This window comes from Pseudideonella sakaiensis, from assembly GCF_048320135.1.
In the GTDB taxonomy this organism is placed as follows: domain Bacteria; phylum Pseudomonadota; class Gammaproteobacteria; order Burkholderiales; family Burkholderiaceae_C; genus Ideonella_A; species Ideonella_A sakaiensis_A.
On record NZ_CP182947.1, the window covers coordinates 3,771,039 to 3,787,868 of the forward strand.

Sequence of the window (16,830 nt, forward strand, 5' to 3'; positions counted from 1 at the left end):
GGCTGACCGGCTCGTCGGTCAGGCGCGTTCGGCGATATAGATCTCGACGCGGCGATTTTTCGCCCGGCCGGATTCGCTGCTGTTGTCGGCGATCGGCTGGTACGAACCCTTGCCTTCGACATTGATGCGCGACGGCGACACGCCACGCGCGGCCAGGTAGTCACGCACGCTCTGCGCACGGTCGACAGACAGCGGATTGTTGATCGCGTCACTGCCGGTGCTGTCGGTGTGGCCGACGATGTCGATGCGCACCGACGGATCGTCGCGCAGGCTGGCGGCAAAAGGATCGAGCACCGAGCGCATCTGCGGCTTGATCGCAGCGCTGTTGGTATCGAAGCTGACCTCGCTCGGGATGTTCAGTTTCAGCTGGTTGTCCGAGGTGCGGCTGACCTCGACGCCGGTGCCGCGGGTCGCCTGTTCCATCGCCTGACGGCGTTCTTCCTGGCGCTTCGACCAGATGTTGCCGACCACCGCGCCGACCGCGCCACCGGCTACAGCACCGGTGCCCGCCTTGCCACCGGTCATCGAGCTGATCGCGGCGCCGGCGACGGCCCCGATGCCGGCACCGGTTGCAGTGCCTTTCTGGCGCTCACTCATGTCGGCGCAGCCAGCAAGGACGACGGCGCTGGCGACGAGGCCAGTCATTGCAAGGCGTGACGGATTGAAACGAAATGTATTCATATGGGCTCCTGCGTGGACAAATCAGTGGACACACTGGACAAACGAGACTGTCTGAGCCTTGGTTGTCCGGGTTGGTTCTGATGCAAGCCACGAGTCTGCGCACGATCCGAGCCGATCACCATCGGTCGGCAGCAGCAATCGATGCAGGCTTTGTCCTACGCAGAGTCGCGCAAGCCGCCTTCAGTAAATTGCAACGACGCGAGCCGTGCATACAGCCCGCCGGCCGCGCTCAGCTCGGCATGGGTCCCTTGCTCGACGATCTGGCCGGCTTCCATCACGATGATGCGGTCGACCCGTTGCACCGTCGACAGCCGGTGTGCGATCACCAGCGTCGTGCGGTCCTGCATGGCCGCCTCGAGTGCGGCCTGCACCATGCGCTCGCTTTCGGCATCGAGCGCACTGGTCGCCTCGTCGAGCAGCAGCAGCGGCGGGTTCTTCAGGATCGCGCGGGCGATGCTGATGCGTTGCCGCTGGCCACCGGACAGGCGCACGCCGCGCTCGCCGAGGAAGGTCTTGTAGCCGTCGGGCAGGGCCTGGATGAAGCCGTCGGCATAGGCCGCGCGCGCTGCGGCGATCACCTCGTCGTCGCTGGCGTCGGGGCGGCCGTAGCGGATGTTCTCCATCGCATCGGCCGAAAAGATCACGCTGTCCTGCGGCACGATGCCGATCCGTTGCCGCAATTCGCGCAGCGACGCCTCGCGCACCGGCACGCCGTCGATCGACACGCTGCCCTCGGCGGCATCGTAGAACCGCAGCAGCAGCTGGAACACCGTGCTCTTGCCGGCGCCGCTCGGGCCGACCAGCGCGACCGTTTCGCCGGGCTGCACCTGCAGGCTGAAATCGATCAGCGCAGGCTGCATCGGCCGCGACGGATATCGGAAGCCGACATGGTCGATCGCGACCGCCGAGCCGCCACGGGTCGGCGGCAGCGAGCGCGCCGCCGCTTGCTCGGCAATCGGTGATTCGGTCGCCAGCAGCTCGATCAGCCGTTCGGTCGCACCGGCGGCGCGCAGCAGGTCGCCGTAGACCTCGGCGAGTACCGCAACGCCGCTGACCAGGATGATCACATACACAACGGTCTGGCCGAGGTGGCCGGCGCTGATGTCGCCACGCAGCACCGCCTGCGTGCCCTGGTACAGGCCCCACAGCAACGCGCCGAAAGTCGCGGTGATCACGAAGCCGACCAGCAGCGAGCGCATCCGCGTGCGGCTGATCGCGGTGGCAAACGCGCTTTCGGTCGATTGTTCGAAGCGGGCGGCCTCGCGCTTCTCCTGCGTATAACTCTGCACGACCGGAATCGCATTCAGCACTTCGGCGGCGATCGCGCTCGAATCGGCGACGCGGTCCTGGCTGGCGCGGCTGAGCTTGCGCACGCGGCGGCCGAAATACAGCGACGGCAGCACGATCAGGATCAGGATGCCGAGCACCTGCGACATCACGACCGGATTGGTGATCACCAGCATCAGCATCGCGCCGAATGCCATCACCATGTTGCGCAGGCCCATGCTGAGGCTGGAGCCGACGACGGTCTGCACCAGCGTCGTGTCGGTCGTCAGCCGCGACAGCACCTCGCCGGTCTGCGTGGTCTCGAAAAACTCCGGGCTCTGCGTGACGACGTGTGCATAAACCGCGGTGCGCAGGTCGGCGGTGATGCGTTCACCGAGCCAGCTGACCATGTAGAAACGCGCCGCCGAAAAAAAGCCGAGCGCGGCTCCGACCGCGAACAGCGCTAGGAAATGCTCGCGCATCGCGAGCAGCCGCTCGCCCGGATCGGCACTGATGAATCCTTCGTCGATCAGCGATTTCAGCGCGATCGGAAAGATCAGCGTGCTGACCGCAGCCAGCACCAGGAACAGCACTGCCAGCGCGATGCGGCCGCGGTACGGCCGCAGGAACGGCAGCAGCCCGCTCAGCGAGCGGGCGCTTTTTGCCGGGGCGCGGGCGGCAGCCCCTGCAGACGGCTTGCCCTTGACCGATGCGGCCGCCTCGGCGGCGGCCGCATTTGCTGCATCACTCAATGTGATCGATGCGGTCGAGCACCGCACCGGTGCTGGCGCTCGACGCGTTTTTCGCAAACTTCGCCAGCACGCCGCGCAGGTAGCGTGGTGCCGGCGCCTTCCACGCGCTGCGCCGCTTCGCCAGTTCGGCATCGTCGACGTGCAGTTCGAGTTGCAGCTTGTGCGCGTCGATCGTGATCTTGTCGCCTTCGTTGACCAGCGCGATCACGCCGCCCGCATAGGCCTCCGGCGCGACATGGCCGACCACCATGCCCCAGGTGCCGCCGGAGAAACGGCCGTCGGTGATCAGGCCGACCGATTCGCCGAGGCCCTGGCCAATCAAGGCGCCGGTCGGCGCCAGCATCTCCGGCATGCCCGGGCCGCCCTTCGGGCCGAGATAACGCAGCACCATCACGTCGCCGGGCTTGATTTTTCGGTCCATGATCGCCTTCAGCGCCGACTGCTCGTCGTCGAAGACGCGTGCCGGGCCGGTGATGACCGGGTTTTTCAGACCGGTGATCTTCGCTACGCAGCCTTCCGGTGCGAGGTTGCCCTTCAGGATCGCCAGGTGGCCCTGCTCGTACATCGGCTTGTCGATCGGCCGGATCACCTTCTGGTCGGCGCGCGGCACGTCCGGAATGTCGGCCAGGTTCTCGGCGATCGTCTTGCCGGTGATCGTCATGCAGTCGCCGTGCAGCAGGCCGGCTGCGAGCAGCGTCTTCATCACCTGCGGAATGCCGCCGGCGCGGTGCAGGTCGACGGCGAGGAATTCGCCGGACGGCTTCAGGTCGCACAACACCGGCACCTTCTTGCGCATGCGCTCGAAGTCGTCGATCGTCCACTCCACCTCGGCCGCGTGGGTGATCGCGAGGAAGTGCAGCACCGCATTGGTCGAGCCGCCGGTCGCCATGATCACCGCAACGGCATTCTCGATCGACTTTTTCGTGACGATGTCGCGCGGCTTCAGGTCCTTCTTCACCGCCTCGACCAGCACCCGCGCGGCTTCCTTTGCATTGCCGACGATCTCGTCGTGCACATTCGCCATCGTCGACGAGAAAGGGAGGCTCATGCCGAGCGCCTCGAAGGCCGAGCTCATCGTATTGGCGGTGTACATGCCGCCGCAGGAGCCGCTGCCGGGGATCGCGCGGCGCTCGATCTGGCAGAAATCTTCCTCGTTCATCTTGCCGGCTGTAAATTCGCCGACCGCCTCGAACACGCTGACGATGTTCAGGTCCTTGTCCTTGTAGCGGCCGGGCAGGATGGTGCCGCCATAAACATAGATCGCCGGCACATTGGCGCGCAGGATGCCCATCATGCCGCCGGGCATGTTCTTGTCGCAGCCGCCGACGACGAGCACGCCGTCGAGCCACTGGCCACCGACACAGGTCTCGACGCAGTCGGCAATCACCTCGCGCGAGACCAGGCTGTATTTCATGCCTTCGGTGCCCATCGCCATGCCGTCGCTGATCGTCGGCGTGCCAAAGATCTGGGCGTTGCCGCCGGCGGCCTTGATGCCTTCGACTGCGGCATCGGCAAGCTTTTGCAGGCCGGAATTGCATGGCGTGATCGTCGAGTGGCCGTTGGCGACGCCGATCATCGGCTTCTTGAAGTCGCCTTCCTGGTATCCCATGGCGTAGTACATCGAGCGGTTCGGCGCGCGCGCCACGCCCTCGGTGATGTTTTTCGAGCGACGGTTGATTTCCATGATGGGCAGTCCAGCTGGGTGTGACATGCCGGGGCGCCAGCTCCCGGCGGGGGATGTCGATGATATCTGGCTGTGGCACGGGCACCTTATGATCAGTCGCTTTTCCAGCGCCTGCAGCCGCCCGTTTGCGGGCCCAATCCATGCTCGTCCATCCCCAATTCGACCCGATCGCGCTGCAACTGGGCCCGGTCGCGATCCACTGGTACGGCCTGACCTACCTGGTCGCCTTCGGCCTGTTCCTGTGGCTTGCCGTGCTGCGCACCCGCCAGCCGCAATATGCGCAGGCCGGCTGGACGCGTGCCGATGTCGAGGACCTGCTGTTCTACGGCGTGCTCGGCGTCGTGATCGGCGGGCGGCTCGGTTATGTGATCTTCTACAAGCCGGGTTATTACGCCGACAATTTGCTCGAGGTCTTCGCCGTCTGGAAGGGCGGCATGGCCTTTCATGGCGGGCTGCTCGGCGTGCTGGCGGCGATGGCCTTGTATGCGGTTGTCCGCAAGCGGCGTTTTCTCGAAGTGACCGACCTGATCGCGCCGTGTGTGCCGACTGGTCTGGCGTCGGGACGGATCGGCAATTTCATCAATGGCGAGTTGTGGGGCCGCGCGGCCGATCCGTCGCTGCCGTGGGCGATGGTTTTTCCGCAGTCGGGCAGCGAGCTGCCACGCCATCCGTCGCAGCTGTACCAGTTTGCGCTCGAGGGGCTGCTGCTGTTCGTGCTGCTGTGGCTGTATGCCCGCAAGCCGCGCAAGCTCGGCCAGGTATCCGGCGCTTTCCTTGCCGGTTATGGTCTGCTGCGTTTTGTCGCCGAATATTTCCGCGAGCCCGATGGTTTTCTCGGCCTGCTCGCACTCGGCATGAGCATGGGGCAGTGGCTGAGCATCCCGGTGTTCGCCGCCGGGGTGCTGATGTGGACCTGGGCAACCCGCCGCGACGAACCGCGATTCACCTGAGCAACGATGCGACAGATCTTTCTCGATACCGAAACCACCGGCCTGAGCCCGGAAGCGGGCGACCGCATCATCGAGATCGGCTGCATCGAGATGGTGAACCGGCGGCCGACCGGCAACAACCTGCACCGCTACATCAATCCGCAGCGTTCGAGCCACGAGGATGCGGTCAAGGTGCACGGCCTGACCGACGAATTCCTGGCCGACAAGCCGCTGTTTGCGGCAATCGCCGACGAACTGCTCGAGTTCTGCGCCGGCGCCGAGATCATCATCCACAACGCCGCCTTCGACATTGGTTTTCTCGATGCCGAACTGCGCCGCCTCGGCCGGCCGCCATTCGCCAGCATCGTCGCGAAGGTCAGCGACAGCCTGACGATGGCGCGCGAGATGTTTCCCGGCAAGTCGAATTCGCTCGACGCCTTGTGCCGGCGCCTCGAGGTCGACAACAGCAACCGCACGCTGCACGGCGCGCTGCTCGATGCCGGCCTGCTGGCCGAGGTCTATATCCGGCTGACCCGTGGCCAGAATACGCTGGCGATCGACGCCGGTGACGCCGGCGCCGGCGAACTGGCGATCGCGGCGATCGATTTCTCGGTCTACCGGCTGCCGGTGATCCTGGCCGATGAGGCCGAACTCGCAGCACACGAGGCGGTGCTTGCCGGCATCGACAAGGCAAGCTCGGGCAAGACGCGCTGGCGCGCGCTCGAGCAGCCGGCGCCGGCTGTGGCATAATCCCGGGCTCCGCAAGGCGCTGCAACGGCGCCGCACACACCCGGATACCGGGCGGTTAACTCAGCGGTAGAGTGCCACCTTCACACGGTGGAAGTCGCAGGTTCGAACCCTGCACCGCCCACCAGAACAAGCTCCACAAGAGACCGCAAAACACCAAAAGCCCCAGGTAAATCAACGACCTGGGGCTTTTTTGTTTCCGCATGGGTCCGCATGGATTCACTTGAATCTGCCCCCAGCGGTGTGGGCATCCGGATGGGCAACTGAGTCATGGCAAACGACAAGCTCACTGACACGGCGGTCCGCAAAGCGAAAGCGACCGACAAATCACGCAAGCTCGCCGATGGTGGCGGCCTGTACCTGGAGCTGCACCCGAACGGGAGCAAGTACTGGCGGTTGAAGTACCGGATCGGCGGCTTGGAGAAGCGCTTGGCGCTGGGTGTCTATCCGGATGTGAGCCTGGCCGACGCGCGCAAGCGACGCGCCGAGGCCCGGGCTCTGCTGGCGAACGGCGCCGACCCCAGTGACGCCCGCAAGGCTTCCAAGACGGCCGAGGTGGCTCGCGCCCATGTCGCGGCGCTGACCGCGGCAGGCGAGCCGCTGCCGGGCACCTTCGAGGCCGTCGCCCGCGAATGGCTGGCGAAAGCCCACGAGCCCACCGTGTCACCCCGATACGCGAAGCGCAGCCGGATCCAGCTCGAACGCGACGTCTTCCCGTGGATCGGCACGTTGCCGTCGAACGAGGTCAGCGCGCCGGCCATCCTGAACCTGCTGCGTAAGGTGGAAGCCCGCGATGCCCTGGATACCGCACACCGCGTCAAGCAGACCATCGGCCTGGTGATGCGATACGCCATCGCCACCGGGTATGCGCAACGAGACCCGACCCCGGATCTGCGCGAGGCGCTGCCCACACCGATCAAACAGCACTATGCCGCCATCCTTGAGCCGAAGACAGTCGGCGAGTTGCTGCGGGCCATCGACAGCTACGAAGGCCATCCAGGCACACGGGCCGCGCTGCAGCTGGCGGCTTTGCTTTTCCAGCGACCGGGCAACCTTCGGGCAATGCAGTGGGCGCACCTTGATCTTGATGCCGGCGAATGGTCGATCCCCGCCGCCGAGATGAAGCGCACGAAGCAGGAGAAGGCAACCGGTGCGCCGCATATCGTTCCTCTCGCGTCGCAGGCCGTGGCCATCCTGCGCGAATTGCAGCCGTTCACCGCTGCGGGCAACTATTGCTTCCCGGGTCAACGTACCCGCTCTCGGCCGATCAGCGACGTGACGCTCAACGCAGCGCTGCGGCGCCTGGGTTATGCCACCGACGAAATGACCGGCCACGGCTTTCGCGCGATGGCGCGCACGATGATCCGGGAGCAGCTGCCGGAAATCGACCCGGAGTGGATAGAGGTGCAGCTGGGGCACGGCAAGAAAGGGCCACTGGGCGCTGCCTACGATCGAGCCCAGTACCTGGCTCAGCGGCGCCAGATGATGCAGAAATGGGCGGACTACCTCGAACGGTTGCGCGAAGGCGCGCAGGTCATTCCGATCAAGGCAGTCTGAGAATCGTCCGTCTGCTACTTAGGGGCCTTTTCCCGTCTTCTGTCGACCGTTGAACTTCGGAAGGTTTCGCGGCGCGCTCATGGGTGCGGTCAGCAGCCGGATAAGCGACCCGACAATGTCGCGTCTATATCGTAGGCTTAGGGGACCATATGCCGGCATCCTGGAAGAACAAACCTGGCCGATTCAAACCGGAAATCATCCTTGCCGAAGTCGACTCGGAGAGAACCGTCGGTGCAAACGGCAAGGTCAGTTTCGTAGCTTTCGGTAGCTTCGAGATGTCGGTCCCAATCATAAGGTCGATGCTGGATTTCCCCGACGCCGCCGAACATCTAGACGTTTCTCACCTCATCAGTAGGTCCTTTGCTTCTGCAAAGGGAAAGTTGACTTCAGCGACGTTCTTGGCGGCGCTAAACGCGGCGCTCAAACGAGAGCTGTCGAAGCTCGATGAAGACTTTGTAATGCTCACAGCGCTGTCGATATCGGTGCCGAGCTTCCCGCCGATGCATACAGTCAACGGCGCAAAGATCCGATTGCTTCAGGGTGACTATCCCTCCCGATTCAGGAAGTCAAGGGAAACTGTTCTGCAGGATCCCAGGTCCGCAACAATGGAGGCAACTCCGCCGACGTACACGAAGGTACTGGTCCGAATCAAGGCGAAGTCTCCGCGTGCGGCTGCCCTTAAGGCTCTCGATGCGCTGGATTTGTTGCGGGGAATCTGGTGTCTATATTGCAACCCAGGCTTTGAGATCCCCTTGGGTGGGAACCCGCCCCGCAAACCAATCAACCTAATCCGACTCGGCAATCAACATACGGTTCATCATCCGGACGGCAGCTTGGTGTCCGAATCACAGTTCTGGTATGAACCAAATTTCTCGCCCGCTCACCCATATACACCGAAGGACGCGAGCCTCCTATTAAAGGCACAGCGAGACGTATTGCGGCGCCTCGCGGCTTCGCCATATAGCAAGCGACTTGTATCCGCCATCCTGCGCGGTACCCGCGCGCTCGACGAGTCGGATGCGGATGTTGCATTCGTTCGTTTGTGGAGCGCGCTGGAATCGGCTACCGCAAGCGGAATTGGCCAAGGCGACTACGACAAGGTCGTCAGACGCTGCGCCTTTCTGTACAAGGAAACGGAGTATCAGCGACAGGTGATGGAGCACCTTAGAGAGTATCGAAATGCCAACATTCATAGCGGTACAAGTTCGGAAGACGCGCGTCTTCATTGCTTTCAGCTCCTCGACTTTTTCCGCTCTTTGATCCGCTTTCATCTTCGCAATCGAGGAGGATTCAAGTCTATCGACGAGGCCAACCGCTTTTTGGATCTGCCCTCTGACAAGCAAGAGCTTCGTTCGATTGTTGCGACGGCACGCAGGGCGCTGAAATTTCTCGGCTGAAGGCCAAGTTCCCTGTTGCTGGTGGATGCTGAAGGCGCAAGCCTTCAATTTCGGGGGGGTAGGGATCGATCATCGGATTCCGTAGGTCTGCCAGAACTCCAGGACCTCTGAGCGGCGCCACCGCGTCGCACGCACAGCACGGAATGCCGGTGCCGGCGCTCGGCCATCGCGAACCGCCGCAAACCACCAACTCGTCCCCATCGAGCCGATCGCCGCGCAGGTCTTCGCGTCGATCAAAGATGCGGCAGCTAGATCGTCAGGCAGCTGGAAAGATTCTTTTGCTTTTGCCATGGCTCATCTCCCGACGTAAATCGCGGTGATTTGCTCGCGCTCGTGGCCGAGTTCGCGTGAGATGGTCAACCTCACTTCTCGATCCACTGCCTTTTGTTCAGGGCTCAGTTGCTTCGAGGTTGGTCCGCCGGCTGCCGGTGATTTCCATCCCGTCAGTTCCTCGTAGCGGGTTTGCGCGTACGCGTGTCGCAGCCCGTGGACATGGTCGATGCCGGCCCGCGCGGTCTGCGCCTTGAACCGGTTCAGCTGATCCCGGTACGACATCTCGACCGGGATCAGGCTGCCTTTGCCAGCGAGCGCCTTGGCTTCGTTCAAGAGGTCTCGCTGCGTCTCACTGGTGATCGGCACATGGCGCTCCTTGCCGCCCTTTGTCCAACTGGCCTTGAGGTGCAACACGTCGCCGCGGTCTGCCCAGTCCGGCCTCAGCTTGATGCTTTCCTCGCGCCGCAGACCGAACACGGCCTGCAGCTGCAGCGACATCGACGTATACGGATCTGAAACCTTCGCCAACTTGTCGCCGTCGAGTTCTGTCGCCTTCGATTCGTTGCTCACGTGTCGCCGATCGGCGATGCCATAGGCCGCGTTGTCGCGTGCGACGATGTTCTGCTTGTCGATCTTCTCGGCCAGCCATCGCAAGGCGCTCATGCGGTTCTTGAAGGTGCCGGCCGAAATCTGTTCGGCATGCCAGCGATTGACCAGGTGCTCGACATGCTTCGTTCGCAGTCCCTGCGCACGAAGAAGCCGGAAACCGCCCTCGGCCAATTGGTTGGCGGCCAGGCTCAGGATGCTTTCGCGGTCGTGCTGTGTCTGGAACGAACCATCGCGGTTGCGTTGGCCGAGCTGCTTGAAGTCGTGATTGAGGTCGCGCATGCGTCGTCTCCCTTCTCGATCCGTTTCCTTGTCGTCGATCCAAAATTCGTGTGTGGTGTGAAGCGTTCAGGTAAGTGTTTCTGTCCATCCCGACCGCCGCAGCGACCGAGAATCACGAGGGACGCGGGACACCACTCCCGTTGTGTGCAATGGCTTTACAGCTGCCGGCGTTGCACCGCCTCTTGGCACCGCGCTTCGTACCTGTTGGCACATCGCGCGCGGGGACCAATAACCCGGGGTCCACGGGGTGTGCCTTGCACACGTCTGGTGATCCGTTGTCAGGGATCAGGCGGCTGCCAACGTCGAGCCATTGGCTGTTGCGGAGACACGGATGCGGGTCATCACCGCACCGCACATGAGGGCTCAAGGCCCTGGGGAACACGGGCCGCAAAGGGCCGAGACTCCACGCGGACAGAGCCGCGATTTGCACGTCACTTCAACGCGTCACTGCCGGGAGAACCAGCTTTCGCAAGACCACTCAAGGGGTTAGCAGCGTCGTCACTGTCAGCGCAGGCTTCCAGTGACGACGCGCAGCGCTTTCACAGCGCTGGCTCATGCCCAGGCTCAAGGCGCTGGGCAGGTGGCGATCTCTCGCCTCTCGGACTGGCTCAGGCAATGAGCCAGTCATCCGGGCCATCAAAGCCTCGGCTCTCTTGGGGACGTGAGTCCCGCACCAGAACGCCTGTCTGCCTTCGCAGATCGGTATAGCTCTCGGGCTCGCCTTGTGCGAGTAGTCTCTCAGTGCAGTTAACGACTGCGGCGCCAGCGAACTGGCCTTGAGCCTGGCAATGCAGGTAGTGAAGGTCTTGCGGACGCGATGCCCGCGGAAGAACCATCAGTGTGGCTCGGGCTGCACCTCAATTCAAGGCGCAACCAGGTCAACGAAACATTCGCCCGCGAAATCGATGCCGAAATGCGCACTGTTTCGCGGGCGATCGCTGCCCGCTTCAAAGACAACGGCGACAGAACGCCGTAATCGCTCGGTGAGATCAAGTCTCACGAGAACTCCAAGGCAGGTAACGAACTGCGACGGCCGACATCGGCGTGTCCCTGTTGTTGCGCCCGCGAGGGGCGAAGGGAAGGGGCCCTGGGAGAAGCACCAGTCTGCGACCGGCCAGTTCATACGGCCCGTCGATATCAAGGGGAATTTGGGGGGATTTCGGGATCACCTCTGGATCTGGCTCTGATTTCGGTCAGTCGAGCGCGCCAACGTGTTGCTCGCCCGTCGCAGTTGCCGGTTTTCGCTCAGACGGACTGGACTTCGGGGACGTGTCACGCCGCCGGACAACGGGCTTTGATGGTGGACCGCTTCGTGCCGAACCGACGCTCCTTGTCATTGACTCTGAAATGGCAATCCCGCCAGGTTGCTGGTTCACGGCAAAGCGTCTTGTACTCTCCGTACAGCGTCCACGAGCTGTTTCTCACTTGTGTCGTTGACAAAGTCGTTGGACTCTTGGTCATAGACAAGCAGGTAGGGCTCGCCGGCTCGCCCGCCGATTGTTGAACGACGCAAGGATTGGTCAACTGTGGTTGTTAGAACCACCTGCAGGGCACCCTTGCCCCAACCTGAAGATGCCTTCTTGAGTTGGGAAACAGCGCTCTTGAGCACATCTTCGTTCCGAAGCGCTACTTTGGCCTCGATGAAGACCACCGGCAGCCGCGAGTCAGCAGGCCTTAGGAGGCAATCAACTTCCACATTCTTGAGACGAACGTTGAATTCGGCGGCGTACGCGGGCAAAGTCCGCAGCAAGCGCATCGCAGCCAGCTTGACAAACTCCTCACCTCCAGGCGAGGTGGTGGTCGGAGGCTCGGTGTCGCGGACCACCGCGCGTGCTTGCTGAATTCCGGGGTCTTCGCTTCGCGCAATCCGTCCTTGGAGCAGGGCCAGCTGTTGCGCACGCTGCAGGCAGGAATTGCTCAGTTGCTTTAGCAAGAACGACAGTTCCGTCTGACTACGTGACTCGCCCTGTATCAAATCGAACTCGGACATTCGGGCGAGGACTTCAGCAAGCAGTGGTTCGTTCGCCGCAAGCAACTGCAGTTGCCGAATTTTTTCGTCGAGCTCGTTCCGAGACAGATCGGTAACACGTCGATACTCCGCTGCGTCGTATTCCGCGAGAGCTCGCAATCCGACAAGCGAGAAGAGTTGGATAACGTCAGCGTTCATCAAGGCACCATGACTAGGATTTCACCGGCGATTAGGTCACTCACCTGATACTCATCTGGGAATTGACCGAGGCTGATCAGGCGCGTTACATGGATCTTGGAGAGGTCAAGTTTCCAGAGAATCGGACGGAACGCGAGGACGGGCGCCGAAGCGATTTCAGCCAAAAGATTTGCAACATCCGCGGATGGAAGGGAAGATGAACTAATCCAGCGCGACAGTCGGACGCGAAGTTGATCGACCCGGCTATGGTTGAAGTCATTTGTATGTACGATACGATCAAGCTCTTGGTAGACCACGAGAGCTTGGGTTCAACTCCGCGAGGCGTGATCAAATAACCCAGCATCGTCTTGAATTTGTCTCCGATATCACGATCACTGTAATAGACAATTCGCCACTCCCGTTCTTCTTTAAAGCCCGGGTGCTTGGTGAAAATAGCGAACAACTTAAGGCGTTCAAGCCAGATCCACGCTGCAGCCGTTAAATCTTCTTCTTTCTTGTCACCACTTGCCAAGATTTGTGCGATGGCCTTAATCTTGTCCGATATCCAAATTAGGCGCTCGTCCCCGGTCGCGTAGTCGACCCTTGCGACAACAAATGGCATGTTCTGGTCTGCTTGTAGCTTAGAGGTGTCGAATACTATCGCTGCCCCGCCTGCATTCGCTCCGTATCCTCGCCACATAGAGAGTAGTCCATCTTGATTGCCTTCCTCATGCTCTGAGAGGCACAGGACGTACGTGTCGAGGGCGTGCCGTTCTTCGAAGGCTCTGAAGTATTCGTCAAAAATGCGTATTAATCTTGCATGAGTCGTCGCGTTGCCACAGGCAGCGGCTAGTTCTACGTTGCTGCGAAACTCGGTAGCCCCCGCGTTCATACCGAACCTCATTTCCTCCAAATCGTTCATGAAAAGAGGGTTGGACATCCAAACCTCTTCAGCTTGAACAATGTGTTCCAAGACGGCGACGGAGGAGTAATGCGCGAGTAGCGGTCTAGCAGTGGGAAAGTTTTGCTCGTCATCAAAGTCGCTCCAGAGAGCACCCCTAAACTTTTCGGCCAATTTGGATTGTTTCGATTCGCTCATAAGGTATGGTATCCCGGCATCTGAATCCTGAGCAGATCAATCTGCTTCACAGGACGTGCGTAGATGGCCGCCAGGGATTTTGCAACAGACCGATTTACCGTACTGTGCGGTGAGGTCCCTACATCGCAAGTAATGGAATAGGCGCCCCCGCCGCTAGTAGCATCGGGGTGCACGAGTGATCAATCGTGCGTGTCGGCCGCAATCATGATGCGCGCTGGCCGCCGGTGCAACATCAGATGGACGAAGTTTCCGCTGGCGCACTAACTGCTTTGAGCCGGCGCGAGTGCGATTGATGAACTGTTCTAGGAGGAGCGAACGTCGGCTACGGGTCGATTGCCGGCCCACAAGAACGATCGCTGACCGACTACCCGATTCCTGTGGCTCTGGCCTGCGGGCCCCGCCCGTAATGACCTGCCGTTTCCTGTCTAGATGCTGCTGGCAGAGCTGCAACGGAAATAAGCAAATGCCAGAAGCTGTACATCCTACTGTGGGTGCGCGCGGCAGGTGTCGCGGTTATTCCGCTGGGGGCATATATGGGGGCAGAAGAGGGCAACTGCACTGACAAGATGTATTTGTAATCAACAGCTTGCGCGCGAGATAAAAACCCTGCACCGCCACCAACAAATGGTCTGCACAGGACACTGCGTTCGAGGCTCTGTCAGCAGCACGTCGAGGACGGGATGAGATGCGTCTCGCCCTCAGTCGATCTTGATATTCGACTGTTTGACGACAGTACGCCAGCGCTCGATGTCCGAGCGGATGGTTTCGGCGAACGGTTGAGGGGGACCACCTGCCGGTGTTACATCGTCCTGCCGGAGCCGGGTCTGGACTTCTGGCGACTGCAGGACGGCATTGATATCCGCATTCATCTTGGCAACGATCTCGGGCGGCGTGCCCTTTGCCGCGACGAGGCCGTGCCAGATGTCGGCGCGAAACTGGGGCAGGCCTGCCTCGGCGAACGTAGGCACGTTCGGCAGCGTCGGCAGGCGCTGCGGCGCGCCCACTGCGAGGACCCGCACCTTGCCAGCCTTGGCGAGCGGCATGAACGAGGTGTTGCCGGCCATCAGCATCTGGATCTGGCCGCCAGCCAGGTCCATCAGCGCCGCACCGGTGCCCTTGTACGGCACGTGCGTGATCTTGATGCCGGACAGGGCATTGAAATATTCGGCGGCCAGGTGCGAGAGACCGCCGTTCCCCGACGAACCGAACGCCACCTTGTCAGGCGTGTTCTTGGCCGCGGCGACGAGCTCGGCTACGGTCGTGTAGGGCGTACTCGCGCCGACCGCCAGCACCACTGGTTCGCGGGTGAACTGGATGACGGGCTCGATGCCTGTGAGCGGGTCGAACGAAGGCTTGTTGAGAACGGCGTTCACCGCATAGCTGCTCGAAATCACGAGGAAGGTGTAGCCGTCCGCCGGTTCGCGCAGTGCTGCTTCGGCGCCCAGGTTGCCGCCCACGCCCGCCTTGTTTTCGATGACGAGTGTGTAGCCGTGTTTCTCGTTGAGCTTCTGCGCGATGTGCCGGGCCATTGCGTCGGTGCCGCCGCCGGGCGCGAACGGGACGATGAACTTGACCGGTTTGGTTGGGTACTTTGACGACGTCTGCGCGTATGCGGAAGAAGCGCACCAGGTTGCGGTGCAGGCGAGGACGACGAGACTGCGGCGGGTGATGGTCATCGAGATTCCTTTGGAGTGACGGGTGGGCTGGGCGGGCGGTCAGCCGAGTTCGATATCGACGAGCCTGGCAAACTGCTGGCCGCCATGCAGATCGCGTTCGATCATTCCACCCTGCGGGTCTTTGCGCGGATAAGAGATCTTCAGCACGCACAGTTCGGGTACCGGATAGCAGCCGACCTGTTCGGCCTGGACGTCGAACACCTTGGCCAGTGCCTGCGGCTGCAGAAGACTTGTCTGCGCGTAGCGGTCGAATGCCTCGCGGCCATGGAAAAACAGATCTACCGTGATCCAGAACGGGCCGGCGTTCTTCGAACGGATGTCGTGGCAGACCTCGGACAAGCTAGGCATGGGCGGGCTCCTCGAACTGAACGAACTGTGTGCGCACCCGCTCCAGTGGATGGGTCACGCTCACCACATGGTTGAGCTTGAACTCGAAGATCTGTCCGCGTTCCAGCTCGGCCGGCGAGAAGGGGAAGCCATAACTCGGCAGTTCCTGGTTCTCGTCGACCGGGAGGTGGAAGAACCACGGATTGCAGGTCTTTGCGATCTGGGTTGCGAGCTCCTGGGTCCCGGCAGTGGCCACGAACATCAGCCCGATCTCCGGCGGCGCCACCACGTGCGCCGGCACCGGCAGTCCGCTGACGGCGTTCCAGCCGTATGGGCGCAGCGAGATGTGGAAGTCGCCCGCCGCAACACCCATCGCCGATTGCACGCGTTGCGTCAGCACGTGGTGCATCTTCTGGAGGAAGCCGTCGATGTCGGCCAACACGCGGCGATCCTGGATGCCGACCAGCATCAGCGTCTGCCAGCCTCCGCTTGCAGCTCCTTCGAGCTTCATCGTGTAAGGACGGGGCGAAAAGACCGAACCGGTGACGCGCACGCGGTGGTCGTCGAGTGCGGTGTAGCTTGCATTCGACACGTCGAGCACGCCGCCCGGCTCGACGAGAATGAACGGGTTGCTGTTCTCGTACAACATGTGCGCCGATACGGTGTGCGGCGTGCAGCGGTTGCCGGGGCGCAACGGCTCGATGTCGAAGCTGGTGCGGCCGACGCGAATCAGCACGCCACCTTCGCGCGGCCGCGTGGTGCACAGTGCCCCGCACTCGGCGACCTTTCCCGCGTGCCAGGCCGGACCGGCGCCGGCACCACGCATCAACGGAACCGTTGCCAGCACGGCGGTGTCGGTGGTGCGGCCACCGAGCACGATGTCCGCTCCCGCTTCGAGCGCAGCGGCATAAGGCTCTGGCCCCATCAGCGCGACGATGCGCTCGCACGAACTGAACAGTTCCGGCGCCGCAGACGTCATCGGTGCAAGCGGGGCGATCTTGCCCTCGGCTGCGCTGCCCGCGATCTGTTGCGGGTCCTGCTCGGAATACAGCACCGCGATCCGCGGAGACAGGCCGTGCTCGCGCGCGATCTCCAGTGCGATGTCGCGGGTCCAGTCGAGCGCCTTGTCACAGCCTGATGTGCCGCAGGATCCAATCAGCAATGGAATGCCGGCCTTCTCGCGGGCGCGCATCAGGATCGCCAAGTCAGTCTTCACCGCCGCGCGCGAATATTTCGCGACACCCTGCGCGAGGTAGGCGGGTCCGCTGTCGGTAGAGCCTGCATCGCACGCGATCGCATGGGCGCCGGCTGCGATACCGCGTTCGACATCGCCTTCACCGACGCCAAGCCCCAGCGCGCCGATGGGCACCAGGACAATGGTGACTTGTTCGTTCTTATTCATCGGTCA

General features: G+C 62.3%; 15 protein-coding genes and 1 tRNA gene. 6 read left to right on the forward strand and 10 right to left on the reverse strand.

Going from position 1 to position 16,830, the window contains the following annotated elements; translation table 11 throughout:
- Positions 1-18: 18 nt before the first annotated feature.
- The 3 genes from ACNH6H_RS17200 to ilvD form a co-directional block, all read right to left on the reverse strand.
- The gene (locus ACNH6H_RS17200; RefSeq protein WP_418319379.1) at positions 19-681 is read right to left on the reverse strand and encodes an OmpA family protein; all 663 of its coding nucleotides are present in this window, start codon (positions 679-681) and stop codon (positions 19-21) included.
- Between the two features lie 155 nt (positions 682-836).
- Positions 837-2,594 (reverse strand): ABC transporter transmembrane domain-containing protein, encoded by a 1,758-nt coding sequence (locus ACNH6H_RS17205; protein ID WP_418321385.1) that lies wholly within the window; start codon positions 2,592-2,594, stop codon positions 837-839.
- A 97-nt stretch (positions 2,595-2,691) separates the two neighbouring features.
- Complete coding sequence (gene ilvD / locus ACNH6H_RS17210; protein ID WP_418319380.1) at positions 2,692-4,383, reverse strand: dihydroxy-acid dehydratase; 1,692 nt, start codon at positions 4,381-4,383, stop codon at positions 2,692-2,694.
- Between the two features lie 140 nt (positions 4,384-4,523).
- Here ilvD and lgt point away from each other — a divergent pair, with 140 nt between their 5' ends.
- The 5 genes from lgt to ACNH6H_RS17235 all read left to right on the forward strand — a co-directional run bounded on the left by lgt (position 4,524) and on the right by ACNH6H_RS17235 (position 9,013).
- On the forward strand, positions 4,524-5,333 hold the full coding sequence (gene lgt, locus ACNH6H_RS17215; protein ID WP_418319381.1) for a prolipoprotein diacylglyceryl transferase: 810 nt from the start codon (positions 4,524-4,526) through the stop codon (positions 5,331-5,333).
- Between the two features lie 6 nt (positions 5,334-5,339).
- Positions 5,340-6,062: a DNA polymerase III subunit epsilon gene (gene dnaQ, locus ACNH6H_RS17220; RefSeq protein WP_418319382.1), complete on the forward strand. Its 723-nt coding sequence runs from the start codon at positions 5,340-5,342 to the stop codon at positions 6,060-6,062.
- Between the two features lie 49 nt (positions 6,063-6,111).
- Positions 6,112-6,186 (forward strand) — tRNA-Val (locus tag ACNH6H_RS17225).
- 143 nt (positions 6,187-6,329) lie between these two features.
- The gene (locus ACNH6H_RS17230; protein ID WP_418319383.1) at positions 6,330-7,616 is read left to right on the forward strand and encodes a tyrosine-type recombinase/integrase; all 1,287 of its coding nucleotides are present in this window, start codon (positions 6,330-6,332) and stop codon (positions 7,614-7,616) included.
- A 149-nt stretch (positions 7,617-7,765) separates the two neighbouring features.
- A complete protein-coding gene (locus tag ACNH6H_RS17235) occupies positions 7,766-9,013 on the forward strand; it encodes a hypothetical protein (RefSeq protein ID WP_418319384.1) in 1,248 nt (415 codons plus the stop codon).
- Between the two features lie 69 nt (positions 9,014-9,082).
- On the opposite strand, the gene ACNH6H_RS17240 is transcribed toward ACNH6H_RS17235, so the two are convergent.
- Positions 9,083-9,304 (reverse strand): hypothetical protein, encoded by a 222-nt coding sequence (locus ACNH6H_RS17240; protein WP_418319385.1) that lies wholly within the window; start codon positions 9,302-9,304, stop codon positions 9,083-9,085.
- A 3-nt stretch (positions 9,305-9,307) separates the two neighbouring features.
- Complete coding sequence (locus tag ACNH6H_RS17245) at positions 9,308-10,174, reverse strand: phage integrase N-terminal domain-containing protein (RefSeq protein ID WP_418319386.1); 867 nt, start codon at positions 10,172-10,174, stop codon at positions 9,308-9,310.
- 817 nt (positions 10,175-10,991) lie between these two features.
- Between ACNH6H_RS17245 and ACNH6H_RS17250 the strand changes: the two genes are divergently transcribed.
- Positions 10,992-11,150 carry a hypothetical protein gene (locus ACNH6H_RS17250; RefSeq protein ID WP_418319388.1) on the forward strand — a complete coding sequence of 53 codons (159 nt, stop codon included), beginning with the start codon at positions 10,992-10,994 and terminating at the stop codon, positions 11,148-11,150.
- Positions 11,151-11,546: 396 nt separating this feature from the next.
- Here the strand turns inward: ACNH6H_RS17250 and ACNH6H_RS17255 are convergent, their stop codons facing one another.
- The 5 genes from ACNH6H_RS17255 to ACNH6H_RS17275 form a co-directional block, all read right to left on the reverse strand.
- Positions 11,547-12,341 carry a hypothetical protein gene (locus ACNH6H_RS17255; protein ID WP_418319389.1) on the reverse strand — a complete coding sequence of 265 codons (795 nt, stop codon included), beginning with the start codon at positions 12,339-12,341 and terminating at the stop codon, positions 11,547-11,549.
- Between the two features lie 85 nt (positions 12,342-12,426).
- Positions 12,427-13,419: a DUF2971 domain-containing protein gene (locus ACNH6H_RS17260; protein WP_418319390.1), complete on the reverse strand. Its 993-nt coding sequence runs from the start codon at positions 13,417-13,419 to the stop codon at positions 12,427-12,429.
- A 698-nt stretch (positions 13,420-14,117) separates the two neighbouring features.
- Positions 14,118-15,095: a Bug family tripartite tricarboxylate transporter substrate binding protein gene (locus ACNH6H_RS17265; protein WP_418319392.1), complete on the reverse strand. Its 978-nt coding sequence runs from the start codon at positions 15,093-15,095 to the stop codon at positions 14,118-14,120.
- Between the two features lie 39 nt (positions 15,096-15,134).
- The gene (locus ACNH6H_RS17270; RefSeq protein WP_418319394.1) at positions 15,135-15,443 is read right to left on the reverse strand and encodes a DUF4387 domain-containing protein; all 309 of its coding nucleotides are present in this window, start codon (positions 15,441-15,443) and stop codon (positions 15,135-15,137) included.
- Positions 15,436-16,824, reverse strand: coding sequence for an acyclic terpene utilization AtuA family protein (locus ACNH6H_RS17275; RefSeq protein ID WP_418319395.1), 1,389 nt, complete (start codon positions 16,822-16,824; stop codon positions 15,436-15,438). The genes ACNH6H_RS17270 and ACNH6H_RS17275 overlap by 8 nt, the downstream gene beginning before the upstream one ends.
- Positions 16,825-16,830: the final 6 nt, after the last annotated feature.

What these genes read in the sequence shown, in the direction of transcription:
- ACNH6H_RS17200 (WP_418319379.1), bottom strand. Translation starts at nt 681, where the DNA reads ATGAATACATTTCGTTTCAATCCGTCACGCCTTGCAATGACTGGCCTC.
- ilvD (WP_418319380.1), bottom strand. Translation starts at nt 4,383, where the DNA reads ATGGAAATCAACCGTCGCTCGAAAAACATCACCGAGGGCGTGGCGCGC.
- lgt (WP_418319381.1), top strand. Translation starts at nt 4,524, where the DNA reads ATGCTCGTCCATCCCCAATTCGACCCGATCGCGCTGCAACTGGGCCCG.
- dnaQ (WP_418319382.1), top strand. Translation starts at nt 5,340, where the DNA reads ATGCGACAGATCTTTCTCGATACCGAAACCACCGGCCTGAGCCCGGAA.
- ACNH6H_RS17230 (WP_418319383.1), top strand. Translation starts at nt 6,330, where the DNA reads ATGGCAAACGACAAGCTCACTGACACGGCGGTCCGCAAAGCGAAAGCG.
- ACNH6H_RS17235 (WP_418319384.1), top strand. Translation starts at nt 7,766, where the DNA reads ATGCCGGCATCCTGGAAGAACAAACCTGGCCGATTCAAACCGGAAATC.
- ACNH6H_RS17240 (WP_418319385.1), bottom strand. Translation starts at nt 9,304, where the DNA reads ATGGCAAAAGCAAAAGAATCTTTCCAGCTGCCTGACGATCTAGCTGCC.
- ACNH6H_RS17245 (WP_418319386.1), bottom strand. Translation starts at nt 10,174, where the DNA reads ATGCGCGACCTCAATCACGACTTCAAGCAGCTCGGCCAACGCAACCGC.
- ACNH6H_RS17250 (WP_418319388.1), top strand. Translation starts at nt 10,992, where the DNA reads ATGCCCGCGGAAGAACCATCAGTGTGGCTCGGGCTGCACCTCAATTCA.
- ACNH6H_RS17255 (WP_418319389.1), bottom strand. Translation starts at nt 12,341, where the DNA reads ATGAACGCTGACGTTATCCAACTCTTCTCGCTTGTCGGATTGCGAGCT.
- ACNH6H_RS17260 (WP_418319390.1), bottom strand. Translation starts at nt 13,419, where the DNA reads ATGAGCGAATCGAAACAATCCAAATTGGCCGAAAAGTTTAGGGGTGCT.
- ACNH6H_RS17265 (WP_418319392.1), bottom strand. Translation starts at nt 15,095, where the DNA reads ATGACCATCACCCGCCGCAGTCTCGTCGTCCTCGCCTGCACCGCAACC.
- ACNH6H_RS17270 (WP_418319394.1), bottom strand. Translation starts at nt 15,443, where the DNA reads ATGCCTAGCTTGTCCGAGGTCTGCCACGACATCCGTTCGAAGAACGCC.
- ACNH6H_RS17275 (WP_418319395.1), bottom strand. Translation starts at nt 16,824, where the DNA reads ATGAATAAGAACGAACAAGTCACCATTGTCCTGGTGCCCATCGGCGCG.